Here is an 18,693-nt window from a genome sequence, read left to right as displayed (position 1 = left end):
CGTCACAGCGCGAGGCCGCGCACCATCAGGTCGAGCAGCGCGCACAGGAACAGGGCGATGCCGATGAATCCGTTGACGGTGAAGAACGCCCTGTTGAGCCGGGACAGATCGTGCGGCTTGACGATCGAGTGCTCGTAAAGGAACGCCACGACGACGATGATCAGGCCGATCCACCAGAAGGTGCCGGCGCCGGTGGCCACCCCGTACCAGGCGAGCAGCACCGATGTCACCAGATGGCAGGCGCGCGCGCCGTACAGCGCCGCGGCGATGCCGAATCGCGCCGGCACGGACTTGACGCCGTGCGCGCGGTCGGCGGCGACGTCCTGGCAGGCGAAGATCAGGTCGAAGCCGCCGATCCAGACGCCGGCGGCGAGCCCCAGGATCACCGCCTGCCACGACCAAGTGCCGGTGACCGCGAGCCAGGCACCGACCGGCCCCATCGCCTGGGCCAGCCCGAGGATCGCGTGCGGGAAGTTGGTGAACCGCTTGCCGTACGGATAGACCACCATCGGCACGACGGCGATCGGCGCCAGCGCCAGGCACAGCGGGTTGAGCAGCGCCGCCGCGCCGAGGAAGAGGACGACGGCCACCAGCGCGCCCGTCCATGCCGAGCGCACCGAGACCGCGCCGGTGACCAGTTCACGCCCGGCGGTGCGCGGATTGCGGGCATCGATCTCGCGGTCGATGATCCGGTTGCACGCCATCGCGAAGGTGCGCAGCCCCACCATCGCCACGGTGACGAGGAACAACTGCCACCAGTGGACCGAGGCGGTCTCGCGCTGCATCGCCGTCAGCGAGGCGATGTACGCGAACGGCAGGGCGAAGACCGAGTGCTCGATGAGGACGAGCCGCAGGAAGGCCCTGACCTTCCCCGGCGGTGCCGGTTCCGGGTCGAAGAGATCTGAGGTTGCTGAATCCGCACTCACGTCAGCCCGTACTCCTTCCAGCGGCGGTCGACCTTGGCGGCGGTCTCCCGGTCCGACAGGACCATCTCGGGCCAGCCGCCGTCGCGGGTGTAGCCCTCCTCGGGCAGCTTCCTGGTGGCGTCGATGCCCGCCTTGCCGCCCCAGAACTGTTGGTACGAGGCGTGGTCGAGGTGGTCGACAGGCCCCTCGACGACGGTCAGGTCGCGCGCGTAGTCGGTGTTGCCGAAGGCCCGCCATGCGACCTCGTGGTAGTCGTGCACGTCGCAGTCGGCGTCGACGACGACGATCAGCTTGGTGAGCGACATCATGTGCGCACCCCAGATGGCGTGCATCACCTTCTGGGCGTGCTTGGGGTACTTCTTGTCGATCGAGACGATCGCACAGTTGTGGAAACCGCCTGCCTCCGGCAGGTCGTAGTCCACGATGTCCGGCACGATGATCTTCAGCAGCGGCAGGAAGAAGCGCTCGGTCGCCTTCCCCAGCGGGCCGTCCTCGGTCGGCGGGCGCCCGACGACGATCGACTGCAGCAGCGGGCGTCTGCGCATCGTCACGCAGTCGATGGTGAGCGCGGGGAACGGCTCCTGCGGCGTGTAGAAACCGGTGTGGTCGCCGAACGGCCCCTCGGGCAGCGTCTTCCCCGGCTCCAGCCAGCCCTCCAGGACGACCTCGGCGGCCGCGGGCACCTGCAGCGGCACCGTCCTGCAGTCGACCATCTCGACCCGCTTGCCCTGCACGAAACCGGCGAAGAGGTATTCGTCGATGTCGCCGGGGAGCGGCGCGGTCGCCGCGTACGTCACCGCCGGCGGGCAGCCGAACGCGATCGCCACCGGCAGCCGCTCGCCGCGCCGCTGCGCGACCTGGTAGTGGTTGCGGCTGTCCTTGTGGATCTGCCAGTGCATGCCGATCGTGTTGCGGTCGTGCCGTTGCAGCCGGTACAGGCCCAGATTGCGGATGCCCGTCTCCGGGTCCTTGGTGTGGGTCAGGCCCAGGTTGAAGAACGACCCGCCGTCCTGCGGCCAGGTGAACAGCGCGGGCAGCCGCTCCAGATCCACCTCGTCGCCGGTGAGCACGACCTCCTGGACGGGCGCGTCACCGGCCTTCACCTTCTTCGGCGGCACGTGCGTCATCCCGGCGAGCTTGCCGAATGCCTCGCGCACACCGGTGAACCCGTGCGGCAGCTCGGGCTTGAGCAGTCCGGCGATCTTCTCGCTGATGTCGTCGTACGACGTGAGCCCGAGCGCCTTGAGCAGCCGGCGGTCGGTGCCGTAGACGTTCATCGCGAGCGGCATCGACGAGCCGCGTACGTTCTCGAAGAGCAGGGCGGGGCCGCCGGCCTTGTTCACCCGGTCGACGATCTCGCCGACCTCCAGATACGGGTCGACCTCGGCCTTGACGCGCTTGAGGTCGCCGTCCCTCTCGAGCGCCCTCAGAAACGAGCGAAGATCGTCGTAAGCCATGCGTTCCAGTATCCGCCACGCATTAACCTGGAGTTGCCACGGGGGCCGGGCACGGTCCGACGCAACCGGTAATGCCGCTGCACGGGGGAGCTTCGAGGATGACCAGCTATCTGCCGTCCCTGCTGATGCTGCTCGCGGTGTGGATCTATGCGTTCGTCGACTGCCTCGGCACGCCGTACGGGCAGATCCGCCATCTGCCCAAGCCCGCGTGGGTGATCGTGATTCTGCTCTTCGGCCCGGTACTGGTCGGCCCGGTCGCCTGGCTCGTCGCGGGACGGCCGCGCAGCCGCGCGAGGCGGCACGATCCCCTCCACGACGAGCACGTGCCGCCCGCCGAGCCGGTCCACTGGGTCGCTCCCGACGACAACCCCGAGTTCCTGCGCTCGCTCGACGAACGGCTTCGCCGCGACCGGAACGAGTGACGCGGCGTCAGCTGTTCGTACCGTTCCTATGCCTCATACGCCGGCGTACGAGTGCATGCCGACGACGAAGATATTGATGCAGAAGTAGTTGAACAGGAAGCACCCGAAGCCCACCAGGGAGATGTAGGCGGCCTTGCGGCCCTTCCACCCGGCGGTGGCACGGGCGTGCAGGTAGCAGGCGTAGACGACCCAGGTGATGAACGACCAGGTCTCCGTCGGGTCCCACTGCCAGTAGTGGCCCCACGCCGCCTCGGCCCAGATCGACCCGGCGATGATGGTGAACGTCCACAGCGGGAAGATTGCCGCGTTGGCCCTGTAGGCGAACTTGTCCAGCGTCGAGGCGGCCGGCAGCCGCTCCCACATCGAGCCGAACCTGCCGCAGCCCTGACCGGCCGCCACCTTGATCTCATACCGGTCCCGGAAGAGGTAGAGGAAGGTGGCCAGCGCCCCGAGCATGAACATGGCGCCGGAGATCATCGCGCAACTGACGTGGATCCACAGCCAGTACGAGTGAAGGGCGGGCACCAGCTGGTCGGAGGCGGCGTACAGGACCGTGACGGCGAGGCCCAGGTCGAGCAGGACGGCCCCGACGAGGAAGAGGCCGATCCAGCGGACCCTCTTGCCCAGCGCGAGCAGCACCAGGTACGTGCCGACCGCGACGACGCCGAAGGCCGTGGAGAACTCGTACATGTTGCCCCACGGCGCCCGGTCCACCGACAGAGCGCGGCAGAGGACCCCGCCGAGGTGCAGCAGGAACGCCAGCACGGTGAGCGAGATGGCGATCCGACCGTACAGCTCGCCCTGCTCGTCGGTGCCGGCCGCGCCGATGCCGTCGGTGGCGCCGCGGTCGTCGGAGGTCGAGCGGAGGACGACCTTCGGGCGGTCCACGACCGCCGTCCCGCCGCCGCGCTGCGCCACCTTCACGGCGGGTGCTGCGGGTGCGGCAGACCCAGCGGAACCGGCGGACGCGGCGAGCGCCGCCGAGGTGCGGGCGACCTTGCTGCGGCTGCCGAAGAGCCACTCGGCGATGTGCGCGAGGAACGCCAGCGTGTAGACGGCCATGGCCGAATAGATCAGATAGTTGCTCAGCTGAGCGTAGCTCTCGTTGACCCCGGCTGCGATGTTCACGCGCGCTCCTTGTCCGAGCCGTCCTCAGGGGAAGTAGGCGGAGTAGGTGAAGTCTCTGCTGGTTCGTCCGGTGGTTTCACGGAGGGTGCCTCGGCGTGCAGCGCGCCGACGAGGACCGTGAGCTCCTCGCCGACCTTCTGCGACTCGCTGCGGCCGAGTCCCGCGAGCTCCACGACAGTGCGGCCCTCGGAGTCCCGCTGCGTCCGGACCCACACCCGGCGCCGCTGGATGAACAGCGAGCCGGCGAGTCCGGCGAGCATCGCGATCGCGCTGCCGAGCGCCAGCGAGTCGCCGGGCTGGTGGACGATCTCGAAGCTCGCCCACTGGTCGATGCGGTCGAAGTGGATCGAGCCGGCACCGTTGGGCAGCGTCATGGTCTGGCCGACGGTGAGCTTCTGTGCCAGCGCGCTGCCGTCCGCGTTCTTGAACTGCTTGAGGTTCTTGTTGCTGGTGTCGAGCTGGTAGACGTTCTGCGGCAGTCCGGCGTCCATCCCGAGGTCACCGTGGTAGGCGGTGAGCATCATCACCGGATTGTCGGCCGCCGGGAACTGGGAGAACATCGTGCCCGACTGCGGCACGAAGTCCGGTACGAAGAAACCCTGGAAGCCCAGCTGGTCCTGCTGGCCGTTCTTGCCCACCGCGTCGGGCACCTTGATGACGCCCTGCGAGGTGGCGTTGCCGTCGAGCGGGAGGAACGGGACCGGGCCCTGGTAGGCGACGTTGCCCTGGCCGTCACGGACGGTCACCACCGGCGCGTAGCCGTGCGAGGTCAGATAGACGTTGTTGCCCTCGATCTGCAGCGGCTGGTTGACGTGGATGGTCGTGTTGTGGCTCTTGCCGTCGCTGCCGAAGTAGGCGATGTCGGCGGCGTACTCGCGTGCCGTGCCCTTCTGCGGGCCCGAGCGGGCGTACGTGGCGTGGAACGCGTTGAGCGTGAAGCCGAACGGCGACATGTGGTCGGGGTCGAAGAGCGCACCGTGCTTGAAGTCGTCGTACTGCGTGAGGGTGTTGGTGAATCCCGTGCCCTGGACAACGATCTTGTCACCGTCGGACTTGTACAGCGTCGCGATGGCGAAGGCGATGAGCATCCCGAAGAGCGCGATGTGGAAGAGCAGGTTGCCGGCCTCGCGCAGATAGCCCTTCTCGGCGGCAACCGAGCCTTCTCCCGGAGCGATGCGGTAGCGCCGCTTGCGCAGCAGCCGCCGGGCCGCGCCCAGTACGGCGTCGGGGTCGGCGTCGGTGGTCCACGTCGCGTACGCGGGCATCCGGTCGAGCTTGCGCGGGGCGCGCGGCGGGCGGCCGCGCAGCTGGCCGACGTACTGCCAACTGCGCGGGATGATGCAACCGGCGAGCGAGACGAACAGCAGCAGGTAGATCGCCGCGAACCAAACCGAGCTGTAGACGTGGAACAACCCGAGCTTGGTGTAGATCGGGCCGAGGGTGGTGTGGTTCTTCAGGAAGTCCTGGACCTTGACCGGGTCGGTGCCCTCCTGCGGGATCAGCGAGCCGGGGATCGCGGCGAGCGAGAGCAGGAAGAGCAGGATCAGCGCGACCCGCATCGAGGTCAGCTGCCGCCAGAACCAGCGGGTCCAGCCGAGGAAGCCGAGCCCCGGCTGTGCGGGAGCGTTGGCCTGCTCGCCGCCGTAGATCTCCTCGGCCTCGTCGCGCGGCGCGGTGCTGATCGCCTCGGCGTCCGCATCGGCCCTGTCGGCCCTCTCGGTCCGGTCGGTCCGGTCGGTCCGGTCGGTGGTACTCATGATTCAGATCCCCACATTGAAGCCGGTGGACCAGATCTGCATCTGGTAGACGATCCGGTCCCAGGCCCCCGTGACGAGCAGCAGACCGACGACGACGAGCATCCCGCCGCCGATCCGCATCACCCATGCGTAATGCCGCTTGACGAACGCGAACGCACCGAGCGCCCTACGGAACGCTATCGCGGCGACGATGAACGGCACGCCCAGCCCCATGCAGTACGCGGCGACGAGCAGCGCGCCGCGTGCCGCGCTCGCCTGTGCCGCGGACAGCGCGAGCGCCGCTGAGAGCGTCGGCCCGATGCACGGTGTCCAGCCGATGCCGAAGAGGACCCCGAGCAGGGGTGCGCCCGCGAGCCCGATCGACGGCCGCTTGTGGAGCCGGAACTCACGTTGGAAGACGCCGGGCAGCGCCCCCATGAAAGCAAGCCCGAGCACGATGGTCAGCGCGCCGAGCACCTTGTCGATGGCGTCCCTGTGCGCCTGAAGGGTGTAAGCGAAGCTGTCGAAGAGCACGCCGCTGGAGACGAAGACGGCGGTGAAGCCGAGCACGAACAGCGATGCGCCGGCCGCCATCCGGCCGCGCCTGGCGTCGGCGAGGTCCGCGCCCGACACGCCGGTGACATAGCTGAGATAGCCGGGGACGAGCGGCAGGACGCAGGGGGAGAAGAACGACACGAGGCCGCCGACGAGCGCGACGGGGATCGCCAGCAGCAGCGCCCCGGACATCACGGTCTGGTTGGGGGTCTCGATCGCGGCGGCGAGAAGTGTCACGTCTCCGTCACTTCTCCGCGATGATCGGGTCGAGCGCCTTGGTCAGCTGGTCCTGGGTGAGCGCGGTGAGCGCGCGTACCGCGATCTTCCCCTGCCGGTCGATGATCAAGGTGGTGGGGATGGCCTGCGGGGGCAGGCTGCCTTGCGGGAACTTCAGCAGCAGCGTCCCATTGGGGTCGAAGAAGCTGGGGTAGGTGATCCCGAAACTGCGCTCGAAGCTCTGCGCCTGGGCGGGCGAGTAGTCGCGGGTGTTGATGCCGACGAACTGGACGCCCTGGGACTGGGTCGCCTTGGCGACCGCGGCGAGATTGGGTGCCTCGGCGCGGCACGGGTCGCACCACGAGCCCCAGACGTTGAGGACGACGACCTTGCCCTTGAAGTCGGAGAGGGAGAGCTGCTTCCCGTCAACCGTTTTGCCCGAAATATCGGGGGCGGTGGGGCGTTGGCCCTTGGGTGCGGTGGTGATCACGCCCGTGCCCTGGACGAACTTGGTGTCTGCGGTCCCCGACGGCGAGCTGCCGGACCCCGAGAGCGAGCCGCAGCCGGAGAGCGCCAGCGCCAGTGACGCCGCTGCGGCGAGGGCGGCAGCGGCGCGGCGTCGGGGGCGCGGGAGGGGGGCGCGCGTCAGACTCATGTGAAAAGTTTCGCATGGCCCTTCCCGCGCCTTTTGGCACCCCCCGGCATCACTTCGCACGTCCCTGCCCACCAGGCGAAACACTCCGCGCGCGTGGCGCGGTGAGGCGTACGGGCGGGCGTGTGCGCGTCAGACGCTCTGCGTGAAGGCCTGCCACCCCTCGGCCGGCTTCTCGCCGACGTTGAGCATGCGCAGCTTGGCGAGCAGCTTCGGGTCCTGGGCGTCGAGCCAGTTCACGTACTGCTTGAACGAGACGAGCCGCACATCGTTGCGCTTCTCGTCGGATATCTGCTTGAGCGCTTCTTCGACGGCGTCCATGTAGATGCCGCCGTTCCACTGCTCGAAGTGGTTGCCGACGTAGAACGGTGCGCGGTTGGTCTCGTACGCCCGCTGGAAACCGGCGACATAGGCCTTCGTCGCCTGCTGACGCCACCCCGGGTAGTTGCGCGGGTCGCTCTTGGTCGCGTTCTTCGACTGGTTGTAGAGCATGTTGTAGTCCATCGACAGGACCTCGAAGCTGTGCCCAGGGAACGGGATCGCCTGCAGCGGGAGGTCCCACAGCCCGTGCCTCTTCGTCGGCCAGACCTGGCGGCCGCCGGGCGAGCTCGCGTCGTAGCGGAAACCCAGCTTCTTCGCCGTCGGCAGCCACTGGTTCTGGCCGAGGAGGCACGGGGTGCGGCCGCCGATCATTTCCTTGCGGTAGTCGAACGGAAGCGACTGAACGTCGGTGAACCCGGTGTTGGTTTTCCATTGGGTGACGAAGGAAACCGCCTGCTCGGTCTCGCTCTGCCACTGCGCGGGGGTCCAGTTGCCGACCGAGCCGTAGCCGTCGCAGAAGTGGCCGTTGAAGTGGGTGCCTATCTCGTGGCCTTCGAGCCAGGCGAGGCGCACCTGCTCGATGGTCATCTTTATGTGCTGGTCGCTGAAGTAGCCGATCGCCGAGGCGCCCACCGGGTTGTTCGGCGGCCGGTACAGGTGCTTCTTCGACTCCGGCAGGCAGTACAGGCCGGAGAGGAAGAACGTCATCTTCGCGTTGTGGTCCTGCGCGAGCTTACGGAAACGCGAGAACAGACCGTTGTCGAGCTCGCCCGCGCCGTCCCAGGAGAAGATGACGAACTGCGGCGGCGTCTGACCCGGTTCGAGGCGCTCGGCGACCGGCTGGAACGGCTGCGGGCCGGTGTCCATGGTCGATCCGTCGCCAATCGGGGTGCCGGCCGGCCGCGTCGGATCGGCGCTCTGTCCCCCGTTCGGTGAACTCGCCCCGTTCGTCTGGCTCTTGGCGGATCCCCCGATCGCCGAGCAGCCGGCAGCGGCCGCGCCGACGGCAGCCCCCGCGGTAAGTGAAAGCAAACCCCTTCGGGTCATCGAACGCATGCTGTTCCCCGCCCATGTACGTGGAAGCCACTGGCGGTCGATTCCGCATCCAGTGGCGAGTGGTCTGTGCGCTCGCCGTCAAGCGCGCGCATGACACAAGACGCCACAGCGGGAGGGCAGGTTCCGACCCGATCTCATGAAATTCTTAACCAACTACACGGGACAACCCGGCATAGGGGAGGAACCGAGCGAACTGGACAAGGGTCCCGTCAGGCGCCGAACCCCTTCGCACCGCCCTTGGGCTTCGCACCCGCCCGCAGATGCGCGGGAACCAGATCGATCGCCGGCTCGCTGTAGCCGACCGCCACGATCTTGTCCCCCCGGAAGGTGAAGCTCGTCAGGCTCGCCAGCGTGCACTGCCGCTTGCGCGGGTCGTGCCACAGCCGCCGCCGCTCGGCGAAGCTGCGCACCACCCAGATCGGCAGCTGATGGCTGACGCACACCGCCTCACGACCACGCGCCGCATCCCGCGCCGCGCCGAGCGCCGCCATCATCCGCACCACCTGGTCGATGTACGGCTCGCCCCAGCTCGGCTTGAACGGGTTGGCCAGGTACTTCCAGTTCGACGGCCTCTTCAGCGCGCCGTCGCCGACCCCGAAGGTCTTGCCCTGGAAGACGTTGTCCGCCTCGATCAGCCGCTCATCCACGGCGATCTGCAGCCCGTGCGCCTTGGCGATCGGCGTCGCCGTCTCCTGCGCCCGCTCCAGCGGCGAGGCGACGACGGACGCGATGTCGTGGCCGGCGAGATGCTCCGCGACCCGGTCCGCCATCTGACGTCCGAGCTCGGAGAGGTGGTAGCCGGGCAGCCGCCCGTACAGCACCCCGTCGGGGTTGTCGACCTCGCCGTGCCGGATCAGATGCACGACGGTGAGCTCCTCCGCGTCACTCACCGGCGGCCTCCGTTGCCTCCGCAGCGGCACGGGCAGCCGCCGGCAGGGCGGATGCGATGCGCTCCACGGCGGCATCATCGTGTGCCGTGGAGACGAACCACGACTCGAACGCCGACGGCGGCAGATAAACGCCCTGCGCCAGCATCGAGTGGAAGAACGGGGTGAAACGGTACGCCTGCTGGGCCTTGGCCTTCTCGAAGTCCGTGACGGCCTCGTCGGTGAAGAAAACCGAGAACATATTGCCCGCGGTCTGCAGCCGGTGCGCCACACCCTCCTTGGCCAGAGCCTCACTGACCAGCGTCGACACCTGAGCCGCCACCGCGTCCACCGTGGCGTACGCGGCGTCGTCGAGCAGCCGCAGCTGCGCGAGGCCGGCCGCCGTGGCCACCGGGTTCCCCGAGAGCGTGCCCGCCTGGTAGACCGGCCCGGCCGGCGCGAGGTGCGCCATGACGTCGGCGCGCCCGCCGAACGCCGCGGCCGGGAAGCCGCCGCCCATCACCTTGCCGAAGGTCATCAGGTCGGGGGTGACCCCGTCGAGCCCGTACCAGCCGGCCTTGGAGACGCGGAAGCCCGTCATCACCTCGTCGGAGATGTGGAGCGCCCCGTTCTGCCGGCACAGATCGGCCAGCCCCTGGTTGAAGCCGGGCAGCGGCGGCACGACGCCCATGTTCCCGGGTGACGCCTCCGTGATCACGCACGCGATCTGGCCGGAGTTCGCAGCGAAGGCCTCCCGTACCGCGTCGAGGTCGTTGTACGGCAGCACGATCGTGTCGCCGGCCTGCGCACCGGTCACGCCGGGCGTGTCGGGCAGCCCGAACGTGGCCACGCCGGAACCGGCGGCGGCCAGCAGCGCGTCCACATGACCGTGGTAGCAGCCCGCGAACTTGATCACCTTGGCGCGGCCGGTGAATCCGCGAGCGAGGCGGATGGCCGACATCGTCGCCTCGGTACCGGAGGAGACCAGCCGCACCTGCTCAACAGGTGTGACGCGTGCCACAATCTCCTCGGCGAGCTCGACTTCGCCCTGACCGGGCGTACCGAAGGACGTACCGCGCGCGACGGCGGCCTGAACTGCATCGATGACGGCCGGATGCGCATGCCCGAGGATCATCGGACCCCACGAGCACACCAGGTCCACGTACTCTCGTCCGTCGGCGTCCGTCAGATACGGGCCGGTACCGGACACCATGAAACGGGGCGTACCGCCCACGGCCCGGAAGGCGCGGACCGGAGAGTTCACGCCACCTGGCGTCACGACGGCAGCCCGGTCGAAGAGGGTCTGCGAAACTGGGGCTTCGTACGGATAGCTCACACAGACATGCTCTCAGAGGCGCGACACTTTCTGTCGAGCCGGTCTGGGTGGGGGCGGGCGTTGCGCGATCAGGTCTCGACCCTGCATCTGAGAGGATGATCGGGTTGCGCGGTTGGGTCTGCGGATGGTCGGGTAGTGAAATGCAGCCAGGTGGCGAACTGGGCGAAGGGGCGGGCGACCGCGACCCCGAGCACGCCCGCCCCACCGGCAAGAGGCGCCGACCCGCAGGAGCAGGGCGCCCACGAGCCGCGGAGGGTGGAAACAGGGGTGGGCGAGTGGGGGTGACCTACAAGTACTTCGGCGCACCCGACGGTGCCACCGCAGCGCGCGTCCCGATCTCCATGCGCCCCGAGGAGCTCGGCGGCGACGAACTCGGCAACGGGATGTTCACCAAGGTCAAGCCGGAGACCATGTCCGCGATGGTTCTCACCGGCATCCAGGGCATCCCCCTGGCCAAGGTCCCCCCGCTCGAACTGGTCGTCCTGCACCCGGACTACGCCGTGGTGAAGCTCCCGGCGAACGTCGTCGAGCCCCTGCGCAAGGCGGGCGAGGAGGAGTTGGGCGCCGCGGCCTTCATATGGTCCACGGTCCCGGACCGCCGCGGGCCGCGCGACGCGTTCGTGATTTACCAAATGCTCCACGAATGGCAGGACTTCGCGCATAGGCTGTACGAGGCGGGGCATCAGCTGTACTGCCTGGTGTGGCCGTGAGCTACACGAATGCTGGTCAGTTGGACCGTTGAGCGGCGGCCATCCGCTCAGCGCGAGAGGGCCGCGTCAGGCCGCCAGTGCACATTGCGTGCGCACGCCGCCGCCGCAGCCCTTCAGCGGGCATGTCGACGAGTTCGATCTCGTGAGCGCGGCGGACGATCTCGTCAGGGACGGTCTCGTGCTGTGGCACTCCCGTGATCTTCTGGACGAAGCCGGTAGGGATTCGAGGTGGTGGATGGTGATGGTGCTGACCACGTCGATGCCCGCGCCCGGCAATTCGTCGATGTCCTGCCACCGTTCGGCATTGCGTCCCCCGGGAACGTTGGTGTGCGCCAGGCCGTCGACGAGGGCGACCCGTGGCCGACGGGCCGGCACTGCATCGAGGTCCAGCTCCTCGACGTCACTGCCCTGGTGCCGGCGCCTCGCGCGGGGCACGGTCTCCAGGCCGCCGAGCATCTGCTCGGTGTGCAGACGTCCCCGGCACTCGGCGAACGCCACCGCCACATCAGTGCCGCGGTGTGCACGACGGCGGCCCGCGTCCAGCATCCGGTAGGTCTTGCCGAGCCCGGGTGCCGCGCCGAGCAGGACCTTCAGCCTGCCCGGCCCGGTATCGGGCGGTCCCCCCGCGATCTCGTTCTGCTCCACCGAACTCTCCTCGTCCCTGCCACGCCGCTCGGTCGTCCTGGGGACCGCGCGCCCGGACACCGTGGCTCGCAATGTTCATACGTCATCATGGTCACCTCACTGCGAAGGGATCGAATCTCCAGCTCAGGACGTTGACACGATCCTGACACCCAGGAACCACCGGAGCACTCGACTGCCGACGCCGGACGGGCGACCCTGGAGGTGAGACGGGAGGTGCGGCATGCATCGCTTCCTGCACAGGGATGTCATTGCGGTCGCGGCCGGGCTGGTGGCCCCCCTCGCCGTCGCCGCAGTACTGGTGCCCGCTCGCACGCACATCTCGAATACGGATGTGGCCCTCGTGCTCGTCGTGGTCGTCGTCGCGGTGGCCGCCGACGGGCATCGTCTCGCCGGTGTGCTCGCGGCGCTCTCGGCCGCCGTCTGGTTCGACTTCTTCTTCACTCAGCCCTATGAACGGTTCACGATCACCAAGTCCGCCGACATCAGGACGGCCGTCCTGCTGCTCCTGGTGGGTCTGGCAGTCTCCCAGCTGGCTGCCCGGGCCCGGCGACTGCAGGTGATCGCCATCACCGATGCGCGCTATCTGTCCCAGATCCACGACACCGCCGAGCTGGCGAGGTCCACGACTTCCCCCAGCCAGGTAGTCGACAAGGTGAAGCAGCAGCTCACGGAGTTGCTGACCTTGCGTGGCTGCCGGTTCGAGTACGGATCCCTGTTGGGCCATCCGGCACGACTCGAAGCGGACGGCACCGTCATCGTCGGCCACAAGCCGTGGAACGTCGACGAACGAGGGCTGCCGGACGAAGAGGTGGAGCTGCGGGCCTTCGGCAACGGCCACTACTACGGCCGGTTCATGCTCCAGCCGATGCCCGGGGCGAAGCCACCGCTGCAGGCCCGCCTCGTCTCGGTGACCCTCGCCGACCAGGTCGGCGCCGCCCTTGACACCGCCGTGACGGGCCAAGGCGAGTAGCCGCGTAGCGGGCCGCCCCGGGACGAAGGGGGCCGTACCAACACCGCGTCAATGCTCGGCCCGATACTGGCAACATCGCGTCAGGAGCAGGGACGCTCCCCCCGGCTGACGATCGAACCCGGCCGCCGCCTGGACCCAAAAGCGGCACGCCGGTCAGCGCATCCCGGAAGCCGTGAACACCGCCCTTGCCGCTTCGCCGCTGATCCGTTCGTCCAATTCCTTCAGCACTGCTGATCCGCTGAGCAGCGTGCCGCGCTCGATGGACCGGCGGGCGCCCGCGTCCAGCAAGTGCCACAGCAGCGGGTTGTCGATGAGGATGCGGGGGTCGACCTCCACGCACCCACCGTAGGCATCCGTGAGGACCAGACGCATCGCAATCGCGCCCGACCTGCGCACCTCCACCAGGGCGTCGGTGCGCACCTGGTTTGTGCGGACGAAGGTCCGAACGGCGAGCCACCCCTCACCCGCGGTCACACGCGGAGGCAGGGCGACGGCGAAGACCATGGCCCCCAGCGTGGCCCAGAGGCCGATGCGCAGCCCTGTGAGCCCGCCTGAACCCCAGTCGAACAGCGTCGTCAGACCGAGGAATACCACCGCGCCGTAGACCGCCCACCGGGCGCCGACGGCCCACCAGCGATCGACGGCGATCTGCCCTGTCTCTCGCCTGTGCAGCTCACCACGCAGCGGGAACGTTCGATCGGTCGGTCTCCCCATGCAGGCACGGTAGGCAGGCCCGGCCTGCGCTCCCCGTTCTTAATGCCGTCTTGATGTCGATCATCCGCTTCTTGATGTCGTCTTGACGCCTCTTGACGCCCATCGGTCGGACGATGCGGATGTGCCTGCCGACAGAGGCGCAGGGGGTGACGGACCCCGGTTCAGTGCTGTTGGCTCTCGTCCTGCTCGTGGGGCAGCAAGGTATAGGTCGGGTTGGCCATGGTGAGGTAGCCGTTCGTGGCTCCGATCATGCCCGCCACGCGCAGCTGCGCCCCGGTCTCGATGCCCGGCACGGACCGTCGGCCGTAGAAGACGAGGGTGAGGCCGCCGGTCTCGTCGTACAGCTCGCATTCGAGGCGAGGCGAGCCGGAGACCGGGGTGACCTGCAGGGCGCGTATGCGGCCGGTGACGGTGGCCCGCTGCCGCCAGGCAAGGTCGCCGATCGCTGTGGTGCCGTCCGGGCGACACAGCGGGGGGCTGTCCGGCACGTCGGAGTGGGTGAGCAAGGTCGGAGCCGTGCGCCGGTTCGCTGTGGCGGAACGACGGGCACGGGCAGTGCCGTTACCCTCCCCGTGCCGGTCCTCGCGCCCGGCCACTACGGCACGGCCGCTGCGCGGGCTCCCATGGCCCGCATGGGCGCTTTCCGACTTCTCGATCGCCGTCGCGACGTCGAACGGCACCACGATCGCGGCGACATGAGGGAGCCTGCTGACCGCCTGCGCGATCGAGTCACCGAAGCGGCTGTGCAGCAGCCGGCCCACCAGGGGACCGTAGGCGCGCCGCGGTATCAGCAGCGTCACCTCGGTGTCGCCGTCGGCGGCGGTGCGGGCCGCGAGTTCGGCGGCTGCGCGCCTGATCCGCCGGTCGAGGCACTCGACGATCTCCAGCGGTACGTCCGCGGCGCGGCTTGCCTCCCACTCGGCGCGCAGCCGCGCTGCGTTGCGGTCGTCCACCATCCAGTGCACCGCCCTCAGCTCTGCGGGGCGCAACGACCGTGCATAGCGCAGGGCCTTGATGACGGCCAGGTCGAGCCTGTCCACGAGCACGTAGACCACGCTGCGGGTCCAGGTGGGCACGCTGGCGGTGGCGGGTGCGGCGCGCAGGACCGCGGTCTCCACGCGATAGCGGCTGTTGGTGCGAATCAACGCCCAGACGCCGATCGGGAAGATCACCACGACCATCCAGGCGCCTTCGGTGAACTTGGTGATCGCGAAGATCAGCACCACGGCAGCGGAGGCGATCGCGGCGGCCCCGTTGATCACCAACCGCGCCGTGCGGTGCCGCTCCTGACGCGACCAGTGGTACTTGAACAGGCCGGAGGCCGCCATCACGAATCCGGTGAAGACGCCGATTGCGTAGAGCGAGACCAGCTTGGTCAGATTGCCCTGGGTGCCGATGAGCAGCAGGAGCGAGACCGCGGTCAGCACGATGATGCCGTTGGAGAAGGCGAGCCGGTGGCCGCGGATGGTCAGCTGCCGTGGCAGGAAGGAGTCCTCGGCCACGAAGCTGGCCAGGAACGGGAAGCCGTTGAAGGATGTGTTGCCGCCGGTGTAGAGGATCAGCGCCGTGGCCACCTGCACGAAGGTGAACATCACGTTGCCGAAGCCGCTCTGTCCGAAGACCAGATGGGCCTCCTGCGCAAGCACGGTCGGGCTCCCGGAGGCATACGGCATCGCATGCGTCTGCCAGGCCAGCGTGGAGACGCCGAGGACCAGGATGCCGAGGATGACGCTCATGATCACCAACGTGCGGCGCGCGTTGGAGCCTTGGGGCTCCCTGAAGGCGCTCACGCCGTTCGAGATGGCCTCCAGGCCGGTCAGCGAGGAGCCGCCGTTGGCGAAGGCCCGGAGCATGATGAACAGCGATGCGCCCATCAGCAGGCCGCCGCCCGGATGCCCGAGGCCTATCGTGCCGGCATCGTGCAGTTGGGCGTCGGTGAGCCGCGGCAGGTTGCCGAGGGCGAGCCGCACCAGTCCTACTACCACTGTCAGGCCGGTGGCCAGGACGAACAGATAGGTCGGCAGCGAGAAGGCGCGGCCCGCCTCACGGATGCCACGCAGGTTCCCGTAGCACAGCAGGCACACCACGCCGATGGTGATCCACAATTTGTGCGGATCGATGTTCATGTGGAAGAGCAGCTGCAGCATGGAGGCGACGGCGTCGGTCCCGGCCGCGGTCTGCACCGCCACCGTCACGATGTAGTCGATCAGCAGCGCGACCGCCGCGATCTGGGCAACGCGGGGGCCGAAGTTCTCGCGCGCCACGACGTACGAACCACCGGCCCGCGTGTACGTCATGACGACGTCCCGGTACGCCAAGGTCAGCAGGAACAGCAGCGCGAGGATGATGCCGGTGACGGGCATCACCAGGGCGAAACCCGCCACACCGACGGCGGGAAGGAGCACCGTGAGCATCTGCTCCGTGCCGTACGCGCTGGAGCTGATGCAGTCGGGCGCGAGCACGCCGAGCGCGATGGGCTTGGAGAGCTTCTCGTTGTGCAGCGCGGCGGTGACGAGCGGCGGACCGAGAAATGTCTTCTTCAGCCGGTACCCGAGGCTTTCGGGCAGATCGACATCGATCGAGAGCGCTCCGGGGCGGCGCGGCGCGGCAGCCGTCGATGCGGGCTTTGTCTCGGTAGCCATCGGTATGTCCGTTCGGCTGGGCTGAGCTGAGATGAAATTGGCCGAAGAGCCGACCAATTCTTAACGGGAACACAGCGCGAGAAACGGACAAACGGCATTGAACTTCCCTAGATCTTAACGGGTTCTTGTCACCGGGCATGCGGAACCCCCGTGATGGTTCGCCGTTGTCGTGCTGCTGCCGCGTTAGCGTGCTGGGCATGAAGGACCAGGACATGCCGCAGGGTGGCGGTGGCGCGCACCGTCCGGGCACGCGCCGTCCGGGCGCGCACCGTCCGGGCACGCGCCGCCGGTTCCTCGCGGCCTGCGGGGCCGCGGGCGGCCTGGCGGCCCTTACGGCGGCGCTGGTGCTCAGCGGCGTCGGCCTGTCGCTGGCCGGCATCGTGCTCATCTACCTCACCGCGGTGGTGCTCGTGGCCGCCACCTGCGGAGTACGTCTGGCTCTGGCATCCGCGGTCGCCTCGGACGTACTGGTCAACTACTACTTCGTACGCCCCTTCCACACCCTGAGTGTGGACAGCCAGGACTCGTTCATCACCCTGGCCGTGTACGTGGTGGTCGCCGCCACCGTCAGCGTCGCGGTCGATCTGGCCGCACGGCAGCGGGCCGCCGCCGCCCGCAGCGGCCTGGAAGCGGCACTGCTCGCCCGCATCACCCAGACGCCGCTGGAGGAGCGGTCGTTGAGCGCCGTTCTGGAACACGTCCGCGACACCTTCGGGATGACCGGAGCGGCGCTCCTGGAAAGCAGCGAGGACGGCGAGCAGCCGGTGGCCGTCGTCGGGCACGCGCCCTCCGCGCAACCGGTGTTGTCCGTATCGGCGGGCGAACGTCTGCGGCTGGTAGCCGACGGACCACCCGTCATCGCCGCGGACCAGCGATTCCTCACCCTGCTGGCCACCGCTGCTGCCCGCGCCCTGCAGGCCGAGCGCCTCGCCGCCGAGGCCGCGCAGGCCCGCGAGTTGGCCGAGATCGACAAGCTGCGGGCCGGGCTGCTGGCCGCCGTCGGCCACGACCTGCGCACCCCGCTGGCAGGCATCAAGGCGTGCATCTCGAGCCTCTGCGAACCCGAGCTGTCGCTCACCGAAGCCCAGCAGGCCGAACTGCTGGCCACCGTCAACGCCTCCGCCGACAAGATGAACGCGTTGGTCGAGAACCTGCTCGCGCTCAGCCGTCTGCAGGTCGGCGCGTTGAGCGTGCACCCCCGCCCCACAACCCTGGACGAGGTCGTGGCCGCCGCCCTCCTGCACACCTCCGTGCCCGAAGAGCACCACCTGGATGTGCATGTGCCCGACGACCTGCCTGCGGTCTGGGCCGACCCGGGCCTACTGGAACGGGTCGTCGCCAACCTGGTCGACAACGCGCTGCACGCCTCGCCCGACGGTCGTCCCGTCCACCTGCACGCCTGCCAGGAACAGGACGGGCTCCGCCTGCGGATCATCGACCACGGACCGGGGATCCCCGCCGCCGACCGCGAACGCGTCTTCGCCCCGTTCCAACGCCTGCACGACCGCACCACCGATCACGGCCTCGGACTGGGCCTGGCCATCGCCCGCGGCTTCACCGAGGCCATGGGCGGTAGCCTCGCTCCGACCGAAACTCCCGGCGGCGGCCTGACCATGACCCTCACCCTCCCGGCAGCACCATGACCCGCATCCTCCTCGTCGACGACGATCCGCACCTGCTGCGTGCGCTGACCATCGCCCTGACGGCCGGTGGCTATCAGACCAGCGCTGCCTCCGACGCCGCCGGCGCCCTTCAGGCCGCGGCCACCGCCGCGCCCGACCTCGCCGTCATCGATCTCGGCCTGCCCGACCTCGACGGCATCACCATCGTCGAGAGCCTGCGCGGCTGGTCCACGGCCCCGATCATCGTGCTCTCCGCCCGCCACGACCAGACCGCCAAGATCAACGCGCTGGACGCGGGCGCCGACGACTACGTCACCAAACCCTTCGGCATGGGTGAACTCCTCGCCCGTATCCGCGCCGCCCTGCGCCGGGCCGCGCCCTCGGAGGAACAGCCCGTGATCACCACGGCCGCCTTCACCATCGACCTGGCCGCCAAGCGCGTCACCACCTGCGGCGGAGAGACCCGGCTCACCCCCACCGAATGGCACCTGCTGGAGACCCTGGTCCGCAGCCCCGGGCACCTGGTCACCCAGCGCCAACTCCTGCAAGAGGTATGGGGACCCCGCTACGAGACCGAGACCAACTATCTGCGGGTGCACCTGGCCAACCTGCGCCGCAAACTCGAACCCGATCCCTCACGCCCCCGCTACCTGATCACCGAGCCGGGCATCGGCTACCGCTTCGCCCCCGAAACGCCAGGACCCTGAACGCATACCGTG

Annotated in this window: 15 protein-coding genes and 2 pseudogenes; 5 read left to right on the top strand and 12 right to left on the bottom strand. The window is 68.8% G+C overall.

What is annotated here, in order from left to right:
• Nucleotides 1-2 precede the first annotated feature (2 nt).
• Nucleotides 3-926: a menaquinone biosynthesis prenyltransferase MqnP gene (gene mqnP, locus NGB36_RS11750; protein WP_255920154.1), complete on the bottom strand. Its 924-nt coding sequence runs from the start codon at nucleotides 924-926 to the stop codon at nucleotides 3-5.
• Nucleotides 923-2,383 carry a menaquinone biosynthesis decarboxylase gene (locus NGB36_RS11745; RefSeq protein ID WP_255920153.1) on the bottom strand — a complete coding sequence of 487 codons (1,461 nt, stop codon included), beginning with the start codon at nucleotides 2,381-2,383 and terminating at the stop codon, nucleotides 923-925. Before NGB36_RS11745 ends, mqnP begins: the two co-directional genes overlap by 4 nt.
• 98 nt (nucleotides 2,384-2,481) lie before the next feature.
• Here NGB36_RS11745 and NGB36_RS11740 point away from each other — a divergent pair, with 98 nt between their 5' ends.
• Complete coding sequence (locus NGB36_RS11740) at nucleotides 2,482-2,805, top strand: PLD nuclease N-terminal domain-containing protein (RefSeq protein WP_255920152.1); 324 nt, start codon at nucleotides 2,482-2,484, stop codon at nucleotides 2,803-2,805.
• Between the two features lie 33 nt (nucleotides 2,806-2,838).
• Here NGB36_RS11740 and ccsB read toward each other — a convergent pair whose 3' ends face one another.
• The 7 genes from ccsB to hemL form a co-directional block, all read right to left on the bottom strand.
• Nucleotides 2,839-3,933 (bottom strand): c-type cytochrome biogenesis protein CcsB, encoded by a 1,095-nt coding sequence (ccsB, locus tag NGB36_RS11735; RefSeq protein WP_255920151.1) that lies wholly within the window; start codon nucleotides 3,931-3,933, stop codon nucleotides 2,839-2,841.
• Nucleotides 3,930-5,690, bottom strand: coding sequence for a cytochrome c biogenesis protein ResB (resB, locus tag NGB36_RS11730; RefSeq protein WP_255920150.1), 1,761 nt, complete (start codon nucleotides 5,688-5,690; stop codon nucleotides 3,930-3,932). Before resB ends, ccsB begins: the two co-directional genes overlap by 4 nt.
• A 3-nt stretch (nucleotides 5,691-5,693) precedes the next feature.
• Nucleotides 5,694-6,416, bottom strand: coding sequence for a cytochrome c biogenesis CcdA family protein (locus NGB36_RS11725; RefSeq protein ID WP_255920318.1), 723 nt, complete (start codon nucleotides 6,414-6,416; stop codon nucleotides 5,694-5,696).
• A gap of 52 nt (nucleotides 6,417-6,468) precedes the next feature.
• On the bottom strand, nucleotides 6,469-7,095 hold the full coding sequence (locus tag NGB36_RS11720; RefSeq protein WP_255920149.1) for a TlpA family protein disulfide reductase: 627 nt from the start codon (nucleotides 7,093-7,095) through the stop codon (nucleotides 6,469-6,471).
• A 129-nt stretch (nucleotides 7,096-7,224) separates the two neighbouring features.
• Nucleotides 7,225-8,469: a polysaccharide deacetylase family protein gene (locus NGB36_RS11715; protein ID WP_255920148.1), complete on the bottom strand. Its 1,245-nt coding sequence runs from the start codon at nucleotides 8,467-8,469 to the stop codon at nucleotides 7,225-7,227.
• A 209-nt stretch (nucleotides 8,470-8,678) separates the two neighbouring features.
• On the bottom strand, nucleotides 8,679-9,359 hold the full coding sequence (locus NGB36_RS11710; protein ID WP_255920147.1) for a histidine phosphatase family protein: 681 nt from the start codon (nucleotides 9,357-9,359) through the stop codon (nucleotides 8,679-8,681).
• Nucleotides 9,352-10,671, bottom strand: coding sequence for a glutamate-1-semialdehyde 2,1-aminomutase (gene hemL / locus NGB36_RS11705; RefSeq protein WP_255920146.1), 1,320 nt, complete (start codon nucleotides 10,669-10,671; stop codon nucleotides 9,352-9,354). The genes NGB36_RS11710 and hemL overlap by 8 nt, the downstream gene beginning before the upstream one ends.
• Before the next feature lie 140 nt (nucleotides 10,672-10,811).
• On the opposite strand from hemL, the gene NGB36_RS11700 reads away from it, so the two are divergent.
• On the top strand, nucleotides 10,812-11,381 hold the full coding sequence (locus tag NGB36_RS11700) for a hypothetical protein (protein ID WP_255920145.1): 570 nt from the start codon (nucleotides 10,812-10,814) through the stop codon (nucleotides 11,379-11,381).
• A gap of 88 nt (nucleotides 11,382-11,469) precedes the next feature.
• Here the strand turns inward: NGB36_RS11700 and NGB36_RS11695 are convergent.
• A pseudogene (locus NGB36_RS11695) lies at nucleotides 11,470-12,026 on the bottom strand (histidine kinase); the annotation flags it as partial.
• A 220-nt stretch (nucleotides 12,027-12,246) separates the two neighbouring features.
• On the opposite strand from NGB36_RS11695, the gene NGB36_RS11690 reads away from it, so the two are divergent.
• Entirely contained in the window at nucleotides 12,247-12,996 is a 750-nt protein-coding gene (locus NGB36_RS11690; RefSeq protein WP_255920144.1) for a DUF4118 domain-containing protein, read from the top strand.
• 153 nt (nucleotides 12,997-13,149) lie between these two features.
• Here NGB36_RS11690 and NGB36_RS11685 read toward each other — a convergent pair whose 3' ends face one another.
• On the bottom strand, nucleotides 13,150-13,710 hold the full coding sequence (locus NGB36_RS11685; RefSeq protein ID WP_255920143.1) for a hypothetical protein: 561 nt from the start codon (nucleotides 13,708-13,710) through the stop codon (nucleotides 13,150-13,152).
• 638 nt (nucleotides 13,711-14,348) lie between these two features.
• Nucleotides 14,349-16,289 (bottom strand): annotated as a pseudogene (locus tag NGB36_RS11680) (APC family permease); the annotation flags it as partial.
• 260 nt (nucleotides 16,290-16,549) lie between these two features.
• Here NGB36_RS11680 and NGB36_RS11675 point away from each other — a divergent pair.
• A complete protein-coding gene (locus tag NGB36_RS11675) occupies nucleotides 16,550-17,995 on the top strand; it encodes a sensor histidine kinase (RefSeq protein WP_255920142.1) in 1,446 nt (481 codons plus the stop codon).
• Nucleotides 17,992-18,681 (top strand): response regulator, encoded by a 690-nt coding sequence (locus NGB36_RS11670; RefSeq protein WP_255920141.1) that lies wholly within the window; start codon nucleotides 17,992-17,994, stop codon nucleotides 18,679-18,681. The genes NGB36_RS11675 and NGB36_RS11670 overlap by 4 nt, the downstream gene beginning before the upstream one ends.
• Nucleotides 18,682-18,693 lie beyond the last annotated feature (12 nt).

It is taken from the genome of Streptomyces humicola, from assembly GCF_024436035.1.
GTDB lineage: Bacteria > Actinomycetota > Actinomycetes > Streptomycetales > Streptomycetaceae > Streptantibioticus_B > Streptantibioticus_B humicola.
Note: the sequence above shows the minus strand (reverse complement) of the source record. Positions and strands in the feature narration are given on the sequence as shown.

Bases quoted from the DNA above. Each gene is read 5' to 3' on its own strand.
- NGB36_RS11745 (WP_255920153.1), bottom strand. From the start codon at position 2,383: ATGGCTTACGACGATCTTCGCTCGTTTCTGAGGGCGCTCGAGAGGGAC.
- NGB36_RS11740 (WP_255920152.1), top strand. From the start codon at position 2,482: ATGACCAGCTATCTGCCGTCCCTGCTGATGCTGCTCGCGGTGTGGATC.
- resB (WP_255920150.1), bottom strand. From the start codon at position 5,690: ATGAGTACCACCGACCGGACCGACCGGACCGACCGGACCGAGAGGGCC.
- NGB36_RS11725 (WP_255920318.1), bottom strand. From the start codon at position 6,416: ATGTCCGGGGCGCTGCTGCTGGCGATCCCCGTCGCGCTCGTCGGCGGC.
- NGB36_RS11720 (WP_255920149.1), bottom strand. From the start codon at position 7,095: ATGAGTCTGACGCGCGCCCCCCTCCCGCGCCCCCGACGCCGCGCCGCT.
- NGB36_RS11715 (WP_255920148.1), bottom strand. From the start codon at position 8,469: ATGCGTTCGATGACCCGAAGGGGTTTGCTTTCACTTACCGCGGGGGCT.
- NGB36_RS11700 (WP_255920145.1), top strand. From the start codon at position 10,812: ATGCAGCCAGGTGGCGAACTGGGCGAAGGGGCGGGCGACCGCGACCCC.
- NGB36_RS11690 (WP_255920144.1), top strand. From the start codon at position 12,247: ATGCATCGCTTCCTGCACAGGGATGTCATTGCGGTCGCGGCCGGGCTG.
- NGB36_RS11685 (WP_255920143.1), bottom strand. From the start codon at position 13,710: ATGGGGAGACCGACCGATCGAACGTTCCCGCTGCGTGGTGAGCTGCAC.
- NGB36_RS11675 (WP_255920142.1), top strand. From the start codon at position 16,550: ATGAAGGACCAGGACATGCCGCAGGGTGGCGGTGGCGCGCACCGTCCG.
- NGB36_RS11670 (WP_255920141.1), top strand. From the start codon at position 17,992: ATGACCCGCATCCTCCTCGTCGACGACGATCCGCACCTGCTGCGTGCG.